Source organism: Halomicrobium urmianum (genome assembly GCF_020217425.1).
GTDB lineage: Archaea > Halobacteriota > Halobacteria > Halobacteriales > Haloarculaceae > Halomicrobium > Halomicrobium urmianum.
Genome location: NZ_CP084092.1, coordinates 1 through 14,806 on the forward strand (window position 1 = coordinate 1; position 14,806 = coordinate 14,806).

General features: G+C 67.6%; 10 protein-coding genes. 8 read left to right on the forward strand and 2 right to left on the reverse strand.

What is annotated here, in order from left to right:
- The first annotated feature begins 481 nt into the window (after positions 1-481).
- The gene (locus LCY71_RS18930) at positions 482-1,474 is read left to right on the forward strand and encodes a ParA family protein (RefSeq protein ID WP_225336460.1); all 993 of its coding nucleotides are present in this window, start codon (positions 482-484) and stop codon (positions 1,472-1,474) included.
- Positions 1,471-1,962, forward strand: coding sequence for a DUF7970 domain-containing protein (locus LCY71_RS18935; RefSeq protein ID WP_225336461.1), 492 nt, complete (start codon positions 1,471-1,473; stop codon positions 1,960-1,962). The genes LCY71_RS18930 and LCY71_RS18935 overlap by 4 nt, the downstream gene beginning before the upstream one ends.
- A gap of 360 nt (positions 1,963-2,322) precedes the next feature.
- Here the strand turns inward: LCY71_RS18935 and LCY71_RS18940 are convergent, their stop codons facing one another.
- Entirely contained in the window at positions 2,323-3,375 is a 1,053-nt protein-coding gene (locus LCY71_RS18940) for a TrmB family transcriptional regulator sugar-binding domain-containing protein (protein ID WP_225336462.1), read from the reverse strand.
- Positions 3,376-3,607: 232 nt separating this feature from the next.
- Here LCY71_RS18940 and LCY71_RS18945 point away from each other — a divergent pair, with 232 nt between their 5' ends.
- Both LCY71_RS18945 and bglX read left to right on the forward strand, forming a co-directional pair.
- The gene (locus tag LCY71_RS18945) at positions 3,608-5,446 is read left to right on the forward strand and encodes an ABC transporter substrate-binding protein (RefSeq protein WP_225336463.1); all 1,839 of its coding nucleotides are present in this window, start codon (positions 3,608-3,610) and stop codon (positions 5,444-5,446) included.
- Between the two features lie 168 nt (positions 5,447-5,614).
- A complete protein-coding gene (bglX, locus tag LCY71_RS18950; protein WP_225336464.1) occupies positions 5,615-7,819 on the forward strand; it encodes a beta-glucosidase BglX in 2,205 nt (734 codons plus the stop codon).
- 114 nt (positions 7,820-7,933) lie between these two features.
- Here the strand turns inward: bglX and LCY71_RS18955 are convergent, their stop codons facing one another.
- A complete protein-coding gene (locus LCY71_RS18955) occupies positions 7,934-8,566 on the reverse strand; it encodes a cyclase family protein (protein WP_225336465.1) in 633 nt (210 codons plus the stop codon).
- Positions 8,567-8,649: 83 nt separating this feature from the next.
- On the opposite strand from LCY71_RS18955, the gene LCY71_RS18960 reads away from it, so the two are divergent.
- The 4 genes from LCY71_RS18960 (at position 8,650) to LCY71_RS18975 (ending at position 14,796) form a co-directional block, all read left to right on the forward strand.
- The gene (locus LCY71_RS18960; protein ID WP_225336466.1) at positions 8,650-9,675 is read left to right on the forward strand and encodes an LLM class flavin-dependent oxidoreductase; all 1,026 of its coding nucleotides are present in this window, start codon (positions 8,650-8,652) and stop codon (positions 9,673-9,675) included.
- A gap of 178 nt (positions 9,676-9,853) precedes the next feature.
- Positions 9,854-11,278, forward strand: coding sequence for an FAD-binding oxidoreductase (locus LCY71_RS18965; RefSeq protein WP_225336467.1), 1,425 nt, complete (start codon positions 9,854-9,856; stop codon positions 11,276-11,278).
- Between the two features lie 598 nt (positions 11,279-11,876).
- On the forward strand, positions 11,877-13,727 hold the full coding sequence (locus tag LCY71_RS18970; protein ID WP_225336468.1) for a M61 metallopeptidase family protein: 1,851 nt from the start codon (positions 11,877-11,879) through the stop codon (positions 13,725-13,727).
- 115 nt (positions 13,728-13,842) lie between these two features.
- A complete protein-coding gene (locus tag LCY71_RS18975; RefSeq protein WP_225336469.1) occupies positions 13,843-14,796 on the forward strand; it encodes an AAA family ATPase in 954 nt (317 codons plus the stop codon).
- The last annotated feature ends 10 nt before the right edge of the window (positions 14,797-14,806 follow it).

Here is a 14,806-nt window from a genome sequence, read left to right on the forward strand (position 1 = left end):
ACTCCTCTGGAGACGGCTAGGGTTGCGTACGAGAAAGACGCCCACAATTACAGACAGTCGTAACAGAAGGTTGATACAGACTGTTGTAGCAGACGGCCGGTACAGATGGCTATACAGTAGGCCGCAAGCGTTTCCACAACCGGCACGGCGATCGGGAACGAATCGGGGCGAACGACTGTACGTCTAATCTGTTACAGCGAGGGGGGGACAGACAGCCATAACAGACAGACGTTACAGAGGACTGTGGCCGATACGGGCATGCACGGCCAGAGGACAATTCGAGGCAGATCTCCATCACAACTATCAATTATGGAAGTCTGTTACAGTCGTCTGTTGCAGATACCACAAATTGTAGAACGCCGCCAGGAGAGCTATCGCACGAGTTTTCTAATTACAGACGTCTGTTACAGACACCAGACACAGATAGCTGGCACGTACGTCTGACACAGATTTATAGTACAGGAGTGGAAAAGGGGTGCGTATGATAACGGCCGTGGTCTACTCCGAGTCGGGTGGGACGTTCAAGACGACGATGACGGCCAACCTGGCAGTCGCACTGGAGCGGATGGGTCAGGACACGCTCGTCATCGACCTGGACCCCCAAGAGGGGAACTTGACCAGTCTCTTCGACGTCGGCGAACACCGGAGCGACCCGGAAGCCGACAACCTGGTCAAGCACGTCCTCGACATGCCCGACGGGGACTTCGGGGAGCTGATCGAGACGTCTGACGAGGGCGTCGACGTCGTCCCGAGCCACGACATGCTCGGGGACTTCACCTCGAACCTGGAGCAGAAGATCTCCTATGAGACGGGCATGAAGAACATGGATCGCGACGACTACCCCCGCTTCGAGCTGCTGTACGAGCTGCTCTGGGAGACGGAAGAGCTCCACGAGGAGTACGACGCCGTCCTCATCGACCCGAACGCGCGAGCGGAGGACCTCCTCTACAACGCGATCTTCGCGCTCCGGACGCTCGTCGCGCCCGTCAAACCCGCCGGGAAGGGGAACCTGAGCCTGGACGGGCTCGAGGAGCTCGTCGGGAACATGGAGACCGAACTCGACATCGAGATCGGGCTCTCCTGCGTCGTGCCCTCCGGCGTCGGCCAGACAAACGCCCACCGGCAGTACCAGAAGCAGTTCGCGAACACGGAGGCGTTCGACACGCCAGTCACCATCGGGAACCGAGAGAGCCTCATGGACGCCATGTGGGAGGCCCGAGGCTCGGCGTTCAAGGTGGTCGAGGAACGCTGGAAGACCTTCGAGAAGGACGGCGAGATGGTGAGCGAACCGGGGCAACGGCGCGTCCGGGACCGAGAGATAGAGACGTTGCGGCGGCTGTACGAACTCGCACAGTTCGTCGCGACCGAGACGTTCGACGGCGACGCCGACCCGGTACTGGAACTCGACATCGAGGACTACGACAATCGAACCATCGACCTGCGCGAGCGCGAAACGGAGGCGACCACCGCATGAGCAACTTCAAGTCCGGCTCCGGGAACCTCGACTTCGGCGACGGCGACGAGGACAAAGGCGAGAGCGGAGCCTCCGATGAGGCGGAGGTCGAACGGGAAGAACGAGAGCGGCCCGAAGCGGGTTCCGCCGAGTCGACGGCGGAGGACTCGGGAGGCGAAGCCCGGTCGGGACGGACCGACACCGACGAACGAACGGCGACTGACCGGGAGACAGTGACAGAAACGGATCCGGAACCGTCTATCGACGAGTACCCCTACTTCGTCCGCCGGAACAACGTCGGCGACGAGCGCGACACCCGCCTCGAGATCCACGTCCGCGACGAGGTCGCCGACCGCGAGGCCGAGTTCCGGAACGCCGTCGCAGAGCGCCTCGACGCCGGCGAGATCTCGAAGACAGACGCCCGGGAGTTCGCCCTGCTCGCGGCGTACGAACACCCGGAGAAGGTAGCCGAACTGATGGAAGACGAAGGGTTCGGCGCGCTCGACTAGAACGCCCCTGACACGGGATTTCGAGAATCGGGGGGACATGGTTGATATAGCCAGATGCGATTTATGAATTGCTAGACGGACGGCCTCAGCTGGTTTTCGGCAGCGGTTGTGAGACTCCAGTGACAGGACGTGCCGCCGGTCAGTCGAACAGACACTACGAGAGTCCCGTCAGTCAACCGGGATCGCGAAACAGCGTTCTGGCGTCGATCAGACGTCGTGGGGTCCCGCAGCGATGGTCTGGCCGAGTATGAGGCCGCTGACCTCGATATCTGTCACAGCTATCTGTTACAGATATCTGTAACAGGCATCCGATACGCCAGGCACAGCCAGTGGAGCGTGGGCGGGAGGCAAAACGCGATGTCAGCGCTCGGCGAGTGTTACCGACGAAGCCTCGTAGTCCTCGAGGAAGGTCCCGGGCCCGCCGACGGGGAGTTTGCTGCTACCGGTGTCCACCACGAGGGAGCATTCGACCGGGAACGAACTGGTAAACGGCTCGACGATCCCCTGCCTCGTTTCGGTGATAGTTCCCTGGATAGTCTCCCTGTGGGGGGCGTCCCGGAGCGGTGTCACAGACAGATCAGCCGCTACGGTACGGTCGGCATGGAGGTGTAACGTCGAATCGACCACTGCGTGCCTGAAGTTGTCGTAGGTCGCAGGCAACTGGCGCGGCGTGTGAGTACAGACTTCCTCCGAGACGGGCCAGTAATTCGCGAGGAGTGAGCCGACGAGGATGGGCGCGATGTCCGGCTGGGAGAACGTAATCGCCCGCTTGTCGCGGTTCGACCGGGAGTTCATGCCGACGGGCGCGATCACGCCGTACTGCTGATCGACTGTCAGTATCATCGGGGCGACGTGGTCCCACGATCGGGCGACTGTCGCGACTCCGTCGAGATCGGAATCGAACGACGTCGTGCCGGCGTCGCTGACGAGCAACAGCGTGAGGACGCCGCGATCCACCGCTGCTTCGAGCTCGTCGACGAACTGCGGCAGGTGACGGGCGGGAATCGAGAGCGTGATCTCGCTGTCGGCGGTGGCGATGAGGTCGGCCATCCGGCGCAGGACAGTAATCCGTGATTTGAAGACGTCGAACGGCCGGTACTCGTCCTCCGTCGTGGTGTACCACTCGGAGAGTGCCGGCGTCACCGCCTCGAGTTCGTCGGTCAGGACGCCGATCGCCTCCTCCGGCTTTCGCGCCCGGATCGTCGTCGGTGAGGCGGATTTGTCGACGTCGACGAAGCCGCGCTCCTCGAGTCGTTCACTCACGTTGTAGACGTAGCGCTTCGAGACGTCGGCCGCGTCGGCTATCTCGCTCGCCGATCCGTCGCCCTGACGCAGGATCGAGAGGTACGTGTTGACCTCCTTCTCCGACATCCCCAGTTGCGTCAGCCGATCCACTACCGTCGATTCGTCCATTGACATGGAGACGCGCATCCGTCCAATTACTCTTTTTGGACGACGGCCACCCCCCCGGTCCTCCGGCCCCGGCGATAGCGACTCGTCGGTTGTTCGGGACCGTCGTAGCCGGTTCACTGAAGACGTCCGTACCCGGTTGCGACGGCGAAGCGACTGATGAGGAGGGTAATATTGCCTGTAGTTACGAAGGTATTCAACAATATTATGGTGATGAACGCGTTGACCGTAGACGATGACAGGGTCACAGGAGTACACGGACGTTCTGAGCCGCCGCCGGTTCGCCGAGCTCGCCGGAGCCACCGGTGTAGTCGCACTCGCAGGCTGTACCGGCGACGGGGGAGACGGCGGCACCGGCGAGTCGACGGATCCGTCCGACGAGAACGCCAGCGAGGGAGACGGGGGCGACGGGACGCAGGCGTACGACAAACAGCACCTGAGCCGGACGAACGTCGTGCCGGCGAACGCGCAGTTCAACCTCCAGAACCCGAACAGCCGCTCCGCGATCGCGTACCAGCTGGTGTTCGACGAGTTCACGAAGTTCAACTACGCGCGCGGCGAGTTCGTGCCGCACGCGATCAGCGACTGGGAGTTCACCGGCGACACGTTCGAGATGACCGTCCGCAAGGGACTGACCTGGGACGACGGCGACCCCGTCACCGCCGAGGACATCGCGACCCAGCTTCGACTCAATCAGATCACGAACGGGTCGATGTGGAACTACACGGAGAGCGTCGACACGCCCGACGAGCGGACGGTGGTGCTCACCCTCCAGGGAGACGTCAACCCGCGGATCATCGAGTTCGACGTGCTGGGCGACAACTGGGTCCACCAGAAGGCCGACGTCTTCGGGGAGTACCTCGAAACCTATGAGAGCGGCGACGAGGACGAGGCCGCGCGCCAACTCCAGGAGTTCGCCTACCAGGACGTCGTCGCCTCGGGGCCGTTCTCGCTCGAGCAGGCCGGCCAGCAGCAGCTTCTCACTACCCGCCGCGACGACCACCCGGATTCGGAGAACGTCAACTTCAGCGAGTACGCGTTCCGGTACATCGACGGCAACCAGCAGACCCACCAGGCGCTGATCAACCTGACCGTCGACTCGATCCCGATCGTGTTCGCGCCGCCCGAGGTCGTCGACCAGATGCCCGACGCCGTTCAGCTCGAAACGACGCCGGGCAAGTGGGGAATGGGGCTCGTCCCGAACCACGAACACAGACACGCAGGCGACCGCGCGGTCCGGCAGGCCATCCAGTACGTCGTCGACCGCAAGGCCGTCGTCCAGAACGTCGGCGACACCCTCAAGCAGGCGCCGGAACTCCCGGTCGGCATCCCCTCCGACGACCAGGAGCGCTGGCTCGGCGACGCGATGTCCGACTTCGACGACTACGGCGTCGGCGAGACGATGACCGACGAGGCGACGGCCGTCCTCAAGGAGGCCGGCTACTCGAAGAACGACGGCACCTGGCAGGACAGCGACGGCAACCCGGTCAGGCTCCCCGTCACGGCGCCGGCCGGGTGGTCAGACTGGATCACGGCGACCGAGACGATCGTCGACCAGCTCAACGCCTTCGGCTTCGAGGCGACGGTCGACTCCCGGAGCTACGACGCGATGGCCAGCACGGTCTGGCCCAACGGCGACTTCGCCCTCTCGGCCGGGAGCTGGCTCCCGGGCGGCGCCAGCGCGGCGTTCCCCTACTTCTCGCTGTATCACCAGCTCGTCGAGCACGCGTCGATACCGTCGAACTACCCCGCGATGATCGAGTCCCAGGGCGGCTCCGAGGCCGACGTGACCGTCCCCGGAAGAGACGGCGACGACCTGACCGTCAACCCCAGTGACCGCCTCGAGGAGCTCTCGCAGACGTCGGACGACGCGGCGATCCAGGAGATCGTGTCGGAGCTGGCCTGGGTGACCAACGTCGACCTGCCGGTCATCCCCGTGATGGAGAAGCTCGACGAGACCTTCCTCACGACCGACGAGTGGTCGGTTCCGGAACAGGGCTCCGAGAAGAACCAGGTGAAGTGGCCCAACGCCTGGCTCCCGAAGCAGGGAGACCTGACGTACACCGGCGAGTGACCGCGGCCGACGCCGAACTCGGCTGACGGTCGACGCTCCTGCAGCCCCCGGTCCCGCGGAACGGCGCTGACTCGTGGCCGTCCCGGCCGAACGGGGCATCTCTCGGCCGCCGAACGCAGTGTGCAGTAGTATTTCGTACGCTATATCGACACTCTGACACGACAAGCTATGACGGACATGGACACGTCCGATCCCCCGGACGGACAGACGACGGAGAATCGCATCGAGACGCTCCTCGACGAGATGACGCTCGAAGAGAAGGTCGGGCAGCTCAATCAGCTGAACGGGTCGGATCAGACCGGTCCGGCCGTCGAGGACGTCGACCTCGAGGCGGAGATTCGAGCGGGACGCGTCGGGTCGGTGCTGAACGCCGACGGGCTGGCGGCCCGCCGCCGATACCAGCGGCTCGCCGCCGAGGAGTCGCGGCTCGGGATTCCCCTGCTCTTCGGATTCGACGTCGTCCACGGCTATCGCACCATCTTCCCGATCCCGCTGGGTGAGGCCGCGACGTGGAACCCGGACCTCGTGGAGTCCGCGGCCGACGTCGCGGCGTCGGAGGCCGCGGCCGCCGGGATCAACTGGACGTTCGCCCCGACGGCGGACGTGACCAGAGACGCCCGCTGGGGACGGGCAATGGAATCGAACGGGGAGGACCCGTACCTCGGAGCCCGAATGACGGCTGCCCGCGTCCGGGGGTTCCAGGGAGACGACCTGGCCGCGACCGACAGCGTCCTCGCGTGTGCGAAGCACTTCGCGGGGTACGGGGCCGTCGAGGCCGGTCGCGAGTACAACACGGTCGACGTGTCGGAGAGCGCGCTCCGCGACGTCCACCTCCCGCCGTTCGAGGCCGCCGTCGACGCCGGCGTCGGGTCGGTGATGAACGCCTTCACCGTTCACGACCGCATCCCCGCCGGAGCGAGCGAGCACCTCGTGTCCGACGTACTCAAGGGCGAGTGGGCGTTCGACGGTGCCGTCGTCTCCGACTGGAACTCGTTCCGCGAGCTGATCTACCACGGCGTCGCGGCGGACGAACGCGACGCGGCCCGCCTCGCCATCGAGGCCGGGTCGGACGTCGACATGGTCGGTCACGTCTTCGACGCCGAACTCGCGGAGCTGGTCGAGGACGGGGTCGTCGACGAGGCTCTGGTCGACGACGCGGTCCGTCGCGTCCTGCGCGTCAAGTTCCGGCTGGGGCTGTTCGAGGATCCCTACCGGTACTTCGACGACGAACGCGAGGCGTCGGTCGCCCTCGCCGACGAGCATCGGACCGCGGCGCGAGCGGTCGCCCGCGAGTCCACCGTCCTCCTGGAGAACGACGGCGACCTGCTCCCGCTCGACGGCGACGAGGACGTGGCCGTCGTCGGAGCGCTCGCGGACAGCGCCGACGACGCCCTGGGTGAGTGGCGCGCCCGCGGCGACCCGGCGGACGCGGTCAGCGTCCTCGACGGCCTGCAGTCGGCCGTCGACGGCGCAGTCGACTACGCGACTGGGTACGAGCCGTTCGGCGACGGGGACGGACAGTTCGGGACTGTCACGGACGACCGCCGCACCGAGGCCGTCGAGGCAGTCGATGACGCCGACGTCGCCGTCGCCGTCGTCGGCGAGCACTGGCAGCTGTCCGGGGAGTGCGCGAGCCGGTCCGAGATCGGGTTACCGGGCGATCAGCGGGCGCTACTCGAGGCCCTCGTCGCGACGGACACCACCGTGGTCGCCGTCCTCATGAACGGCCGGCCGCTCGCCATCCCGTGGACGGCCGAGCACGTCCCGGCGATCCTGGAGACGTGGTTCCTCGGAACGGAGGCCGGGACCGCCGTCGCCGACGTCCTGCTCGGTGAGTCCGACCCGTCGGGGCGGCTGCCCATGAGCTTCCCCCGGACGGTCGGACAGGTCCCCGTCCACTACGACCACCTGCCGACCGGGCGGCCAGCGGAGACCGCCGAGGACGGCTGGTCGACGTCGTACGTCGACGTCCCGAACGATCCGCTCTACGCCTTCGGACACGGGCGCAGTTACGCGTCCTTCGAGTACGCGGACCTCGAACTCGACGCCGACGCGATCGAACCGGACGAAACTCTCACCGTCTCCGTGACCGTCGAGAACACGAGCGACGTGGCCGGCACAGAGGTCGTGCAGCTCTACACCCACGACGTCGTCGGAAGCCGATCGCGCCCCGCCAAAGAGCTGACGCGGTTCGAGAAGGTCGATCTCGAACCCGGCGCGAGCCGCACCGTGACCTTCGAGATCGAGACCGACGCCCTCGCGTTCTGGACCGCCGACGGCGAGATGGCCGCCGAACCCGGCGAGTTCGAGGTGTTCGTCGGCCGCTCCGCCGAGAACGTTCGACTCACGGACGCTTTCGAGCTCGTCGACTGAAAGCGATCCGTCGACGGCCCGGCTCGGGTTCTCGGTCCAGTCGGTAGTCGCTCGTCACGCGGCACCGGCCGCACCGGACGATGCGTACGGTCGTTCCGACGGCCCGGGGCGGTATCAGTCGTAGCGGGCGACTGCCCGTACCGGTGCGCCATCTCCGTCGGCGAGTTTCAGCGGGAACGCCAGGAACCGGAACCGCCGGGGCAGGTCCGCCAGATCAGTGAGGTTCTCGAAGACGAGGTGTCCCCGGCCGAGCAGCGCGTGATGGGCCGGGACGCCTTGAGATGGGGCGTCGTCGGTCGGCGTCGGGTCGACGTTGAGGGCGTCGATCGCGACGTCGTAGCCCTGCTCGACGCAGAACTCGGCCGCCTCGGGCGTCAGATGTGGGTGATCGAAGTACGTCCCCTCGCCCCAGTACTCGTCCCAGCCAGTGCGGACGACGACCAGGTCGGCGTCGGTGGCAGGGAGCGCGTCCGGCCCGATGGGCGACCGCGGTGAGCGACCGCGGCAGTCCGCCATGACGGCGTCGCGGGCGAATCGATCGACGTCGAGGGCGTCGAGGGTCCGGCCGTCGGCCTCGGTGTGACTCGGCGCGTCGACGTGCGTCCCCGCGTGGCTGCCGCACTCCACGGCGGAGACGCGGTAGCCGTCCTCCTGATGGGTCGCGTGCGGTTCGACGGTGACCGTCGGGTCGCCCGGGAAGACCGGCATGTCGGTGTCGACGGTCCGGGTGAGGTCGCGGTAGGGCATACGGGAGTCGTCGGGAGGCTGGTACAAGACAGTGACCGGACCGAGAGCCGAACGGTTACCCATCCCAGACACAGAACGGGGACATGGACATCTCAGCGGTCGACCTCTCGCCGGTCCCCGAGGACGGCACTGCAACGGACGCGTACGAGAACACCGTCGAGGCCGCGCAACAGGCCGAACGGCTCGGTTTTGAGCGGTTCTGGGTGGCCGAACACCACGGCACGGCCGACGCCATCGCGGGGACGACGCCCGAGGTCCTCCTGGGCCACCTCGCCGCGCAGACCGACTCGATTCGACTCGGGTCCGGGACTGTGCTGCTCAACCACTACCGGCCGTTCAAGGTGGCCGAGCAGTTCGGCGCGCTGGACGCGCTCGCACCGGGTCGCGTCGACGCCGGGCTGGGGCGAGCGAACGGGTCGCCGGCCGTCGACCGCGCGCTCGGGACGGAGCGGCGAGTGCGGAACCCGGACGAGGACCACGCCGAGAAGATCGAGGCCGTCGTTTCCCACCTCTACGACGAGTACCCCGACGAACACCCCTACGGCGGCCTGACGATCCCGTCCTCCGGCGAGGAGCCGCCCGCGCCGTGGGTGCTCGGATCCAGCCCGTCGAGCGCGGCGATCGCGGGCGAACTCGGGCTTCGCTACTGCTTCGCGGCGTTCATCCGACCGGAGCTGGCCACGCAGTCCTTCGAGGCGTACCGCGATCACTTCGAGTCGTCGCGGCTGGCCGGGAGTGTCGACGAACCGGAGGGCATGGTCGCGGTGAACGCGGTGTGCGCCGAGAGCGACGCGGAAGCGGCACGGCTCCGTGCGGTCGCCGAGGCGTCGTTCGAGCGGATCCAGCGCGGGGTCGTCGACAGGCCGTCCGTCGAGGAGGCCGTCGACGAACTCGGTGGCGTGCCCGACCCGACGCCCGAGACGCTCGACGCGGGCGAGTGGCCGCGGGCCATCTCCGGGGATCCGGACACGCTCGCCGGCCTGCTGGAGCAGCTCACCGAGCGCGTCGGCGTCGACGAGGTGATGATCCAGCACGCCGTCGCGGACCACGAGGACGCGCTCCGATCGCACGAACTCCTGGCCGACGGCGTCGGACTGTCGACTCGGTGACGGAGGACTCCGAAGGTAGCCACCCGGACGTGTTGCCCCGGACCGTCCTATTCCCACGAGGGAAATAGATGTTTGTTCACACTAACCGGATTAATTTTGATGAGGTCACAATTTGCACCCGTTATCCTCCGTGAGTTGAGGATAATATTCAAGTAACGATGGGGTTTCCCGTAGTCATATGTCCGAAGATGTTCCCCCGGGACAGGTCCTCAACGAACTCGACGGCGAAGCGATCCGATCCCTCGAAGAGCAGTTGCGAGGGGCGCTCGTACTGCCGGACGGGACCGAGTACGAGGACGCGCGACGCGTCTGGAACGGCCTGGTCAACAGGTACCCCGCGCTGATCGTCCGCTGTGCCGGGGCGGCCGACGTGGCCGCGGCCGTCGAGTTCGCCGGCGACCACGACCTGCCGCTGTCGGTCCGCGGCGGCGCCCACCACCAGACCGGGAGCGCGATCGCGGAGAGCGGGCTCGTCGTCGACTGCTCGGAGATGACCAGCGTGCAGGTCGACCCCGAAGCACAGGTCGCCCACGTCGAACCGGGAACCAGGGCCAGGGACGTGCTCCACGAGACCCAGCAGTTCGGGCTGGCCACGCCAACCGGGAGCGCCGCCTCCGTCGGCATTCCCGGGTCCACGCTGGGCGGCGGCATCGGCTGGATCCGTCGCAAGCATGGCCTCGGCATCGACGCGCTCCGGTCGGTCACGGTGGTCACCGCGGACGGCCGGCTCCGGCGAGCCAGCCCCGAGCACAACGAGGACCTCTTCTGGGCGCTCCGCGGCGGCGGCGGAAACGTCGGCGTCGTCACCTCCTTCGAGTTCGACCTCTACGAGGTCGGACCCGAGGTGTACGGGCTGGGCGTCTTCTACCCGGCCGAGCACGACCGGGCCGTCTTCGAGCGGTTGCGCGAGGTGATGGCCGACGCTCCGCGGGAACTCACGACGCTGGCACTGAACGGCCACGTGCCGCCGCTGCCCGCGCTCCCGGCGGAGCTACACGGCGAACCCGCCGTCGCGGTGATGGGCTGTTACGCCGGCGACCGCGCCGAGGCCCAGGACGTCACCGCGCCCCTGCGGAACGTCGCCGAGCCACTGATCGACATGAGCGGTCCCATGCCCTACGAGCTGCTCCACGAACTGGGCGCCCAGATGTATCCCGACGGCCGCAACTACTGCCACCGCTCGGTCTTCCTCGACGACCTCGCCGGCGAGGCGCTCGACCTCGTCGTCGACGGCGTGGACGACGCCCCGTCGCCGGCGAGCGGAATCGGCGTCTGGCCGCTCGGCGGCGCGGTCCGAGACGCCGACGCCGGCGGCGCGTTCCCGTGGCGGGACAAGGATTACATGGTCACCGTCGAGGCCAACTGGGACGGTCCCGACTCGAAGGCCAACCTCGAGTGGGCTCGCGAGACCGACGTGGCGTTCCGCGAGGCCGGCGGCCAGGGTGCCTACGGCGGATTCACCGGCGTCGAGGAGGGGGACGACGAGGACTGGCCGCGCCGCGTCTACGGGGACTCCTACGACCGACTCGCGGAAGTCAAACGCGAGTACGACCCCGAGAACCTGTTCCAGCTGAACGTGAACGTCGATCCGTCTGACGCCTAGTCCGATCCGTCTCGGGATTCAGAACGTCGGACAGAGGTCAGTCCACGCCGCGTCCGGCACCGGATCCTCAACGGCGACGGGGTCGGAGTTCCCATCGTTCGGTCCGATCAGTCGTCCGCCGACGACACAGCGGCGACCGCACTAGCGTTCGTCTTCACCGTCGTCCGCCGTTCCGATGGATTACAGACAGGCAGTACAGACGTCCATTGCAGACATCCATTGCAGACGCCCATTGCAGACGTCCATTGCAGACAGTACATCTGCAAGCGACCGTGGGAACAGCCTGGTCTGCGACGAACGCGGTGTCGGAATCGGTAGACGAGGTCCGTATCCGGAAGCCGAGGGTTCCACTGCTTCCTCGCCGTCGACGAGATCGCTGTCCGGTCGCGATACGTCCCGGTACAGCCGACGAGCGCGTGGTAGACCCACGGGCCCGGTTGACTGGATCCAGAGAGGCACCGCTCCTCGCCGTGCGAAGCGGTGAATCGGGACGCGCGTCCACCGGTCGTGTGAGGCGTCGTCCTGTCTGCATCTCGTAGCGCAGTCATCCCCAGAACGTCCCCAAACATTCAAGCCCGGTGGCGAGGAGTAGCGGGTAGTGACTCCACTGCGGCAGGTCTGTATACTGGTCGTCCTCGGGAGCGTCGTCGCGACCGGCTGTCTCTCGGGCGTCGCGCTCGGAGCGGAGCCGAGCGTCGACGCCCGTCCCGACTCGGCGAGCGCCGCCGGCGGAGTGTCCCAGACGGTCGTCGTCGGAAACGCCGACGAAGTGGGTCGCATCAACGTGACCGCCGCCTACGACACGCCGCCGCTCGCCTCCGAGTTCGTCGTCGATCTGGGACGGATCCCGGCGCCGGTGAACGTCACGTCCGTCGACGGGTTCGAGGCGCAGGGCGACGGTCGGTACCGGTGGACCGGCGCGACCGACGACCCCGTCCTCGAGTACGTCGTCACGGTCGAGAACCCCCGGACCCTCACCGACGGTCCCGTGGCGAATCCGGGACCGTGGGCGTTCGTCGGGCCGGGCGCCGTCCTGCCGGGCATCGAGGGCCAGCGGCCCGAGACCACGCTCCGGACCGACGGGCCGGGGTACGAGACCGACAGCTGGCTGTTCCTCGGTTCGGTCGAGACGTACACCCGGACGGTCGAGGGGGAGCAAATCGTCCTGATCGTCCCGGAGGCCGCGGCGCCGGTCTCGCAGCCCGAGGCCATCCTCGCGCACCTGGCGACGACGAGCCGGGAGATCGGGATCGGCGGCCGGAGCGACCAGGTGAACGTCCTCGCGCTCCCCTCGGTCGGCATCGAGACCCCGTGGAGCGGGGTGGCCTACCGCCGATCCGACGTCGTCGTCCGCGCGGGGGAGCCGATCGCGTCCGAGCCGAGCGTGTGGGCCCACGAGTACGCGCACACGCGTCAGGACTTCCGGACGACGCCGGCGACCGAGTGGCTGATGGAGGGAGGTGCGGACTACTTCGCCGGCTACGAGTCGCTCCAGCAGGACCGCCTCAGTTACCCGGGATTCGCGAGCCAGTCGTCGGACCGGCAGTTCGAGAACGCCGTGCTGGCCGACAGCGACACCTGGCAATCCGAACTCGTCCCCTACTTCAAGGGCGAGCGGGCGCTGGCGCACCTCGACGAGCAGATTCGCCTGGCGACCGACGGTAAGCGGACCCTCGCGGACGTCTTCAGGCGGCTGAACGGGGCAGACGAGCCGGTGACGCTGCGCCGGTTCGAGCGGACTGTCGCCGACGTCGCCACGCGGGAGACGGCCGGCGAGTTCAGGCGGTACGTCACCTCGCCGGCGTACGCGCCGCCGCCGCAAAACGAGTCGAACTACGTCGAGTCGCTCACCGACGACCCCGACGGGGACGGCCTCTCCAGCGCGGCGGAGATCCGGAACGGGACGTCCCCGTTCGACGAGGACACCGACGGCGACGGGCTCTCCGACCGCGTCGAACTGGCTGAGGTGGGGACGGATCCGACTGACGGCGACACCGACGGCGACCGGCGCGCGGACGACGGGGAGTCCACGTTCCCGGCGACCGACCCGACGGTCGCCGACACCGACGGCGACGGCCTCGACGACAGCCGGGAACTCGAACTCGGGACGGACCCGACGGCCGCCGACACGGACGGCGACGGACTCAACGACAGCCGTGAACGCGAGCTGGGAACGTCACCCCGGTACGCGGACACGGACGGCGACGGCCTCACCGACGGGCGCGAGGTCGAACTCGGGACGGATCCGACGGCGGTCGACACCGACGGTGACGGTCTCTCCGACCGGGCGGAGCAGCGGGGAGCGACGGATCCGACGAGCGCCGACACCGACGGCGACGGGTTCGGCGACGCCGCGGAACGCGACCTCGGGACCGATCCCACGGAGCCAACCGACCGGACCGCGTATCTGCGAGCGTCCGTGACGACCTTCGTGGACGGACTGCTCTGAACCGGCCGTCGTCCCCCGCGGCAGCGACTGTCTCTTCGCGGACGCCGAGCCGACTCACCGGAGTCCGCCGCCGGCCACAGTCAGAGTTTTAAGGGATAGTTCCCCTCTCAGGGGTATGACAGCGGACGACGTCGCCGAGCACGCAGACAGCGTCCTCGGGGAGATCGAGCGGGCGGTCGTCACGGACGAGCACTTCCTGCAGACGATCCTCTCAGGGGTCCTCGCCGAGGGGCACGTGCTCCTCGAGGACGTCCCGGGAACGGGGAAGACGCTCGTCGCCCGCAGCTTCGCCGAGGCGCTCGGGCTGACCTTCAACCGGGTGCAGTTCACGCCGGACCTGCTGCCCGCGGACATCACCGGGACGGAAGTCTACGACGAGCAGACGGCCGCGTTCGAGTTCGTCGAGGGCCCGGTGTTCGCGAACGTCGTCCTCGCCGACGAGATCAACCGCGCGCCGCCGAAGACGCAGGCGGCGCTGCTGGAGGCCATGGAGGAGCGACAGGTGACCGTCTCCGGCGAGACCTACGACCTGCCGGAGCCATTCTTCGTCATCGCGACGCAGAACCCCGTCGAGCAGGAGGGGACCTTCCCGCTGCCCGAGGCGCAGGTCGACCGGTTCATGCTGAAGTCGTCGATGGGCTACCCCGACCACGAGGGCGAGCGGGAACTGATCGATCGGCGACTCGACCGGCGGACCAAGGACCCCAGCGTCGACGCCGTCGTCTCGCCCGACGACGTGCGCGCGATGCAGGCCGAACCCGAGGACGTCCGCGTCGAGGAGCCGGTCCGCGAGTACGTCGTCTCGCTGACGCGCGCGACGCGGGCGGACCGGCACGTCGACGTCGGCGTGTCCCCGCGCGGGACGCAGCGCTTCCTGGAGGTGTGCCGCGCGTGGGCGCTGCTGCAGGGTCGGGACTACGTCGCGCCCGAGGACGTCAAGGCCGTGGCGCCCGCGGCGCTCGCCCACAGGCTCGTCCTTACGACCGAAGCGGAGATGCAGGAGGCCAGCAAGCGAGCGATCGTCGAGGCCGTCCTGGACGAGGTCGAGGTGCCCGCGATCGCGCAGTGACGGCCCCGTC

What these genes read in the sequence shown, in the direction of transcription:
- LCY71_RS18930 (WP_225336460.1), top strand. Translation starts at nt 482, where the DNA reads ATGATAACGGCCGTGGTCTACTCCGAGTCGGGTGGGACGTTCAAGACG.
- LCY71_RS18935 (WP_225336461.1), top strand. Translation starts at nt 1,471, where the DNA reads ATGAGCAACTTCAAGTCCGGCTCCGGGAACCTCGACTTCGGCGACGGC.
- LCY71_RS18940 (WP_225336462.1), bottom strand. Translation starts at nt 3,375, where the DNA reads ATGGACGAATCGACGGTAGTGGATCGGCTGACGCAACTGGGGATGTCG.
- LCY71_RS18945 (WP_225336463.1), top strand. Translation starts at nt 3,608, where the DNA reads ATGACAGGGTCACAGGAGTACACGGACGTTCTGAGCCGCCGCCGGTTC.
- bglX (WP_225336464.1), top strand. Translation starts at nt 5,615, where the DNA reads ATGACGGACATGGACACGTCCGATCCCCCGGACGGACAGACGACGGAG.
- LCY71_RS18955 (WP_225336465.1), bottom strand. Translation starts at nt 8,566, where the DNA reads ATGCCCTACCGCGACCTCACCCGGACCGTCGACACCGACATGCCGGTC.
- LCY71_RS18960 (WP_225336466.1), top strand. Translation starts at nt 8,650, where the DNA reads ATGGACATCTCAGCGGTCGACCTCTCGCCGGTCCCCGAGGACGGCACT.
- LCY71_RS18965 (WP_225336467.1), top strand. Translation starts at nt 9,854, where the DNA reads ATGTCCGAAGATGTTCCCCCGGGACAGGTCCTCAACGAACTCGACGGC.
- LCY71_RS18975 (WP_225336469.1), top strand. Translation starts at nt 13,843, where the DNA reads ATGACAGCGGACGACGTCGCCGAGCACGCAGACAGCGTCCTCGGGGAG.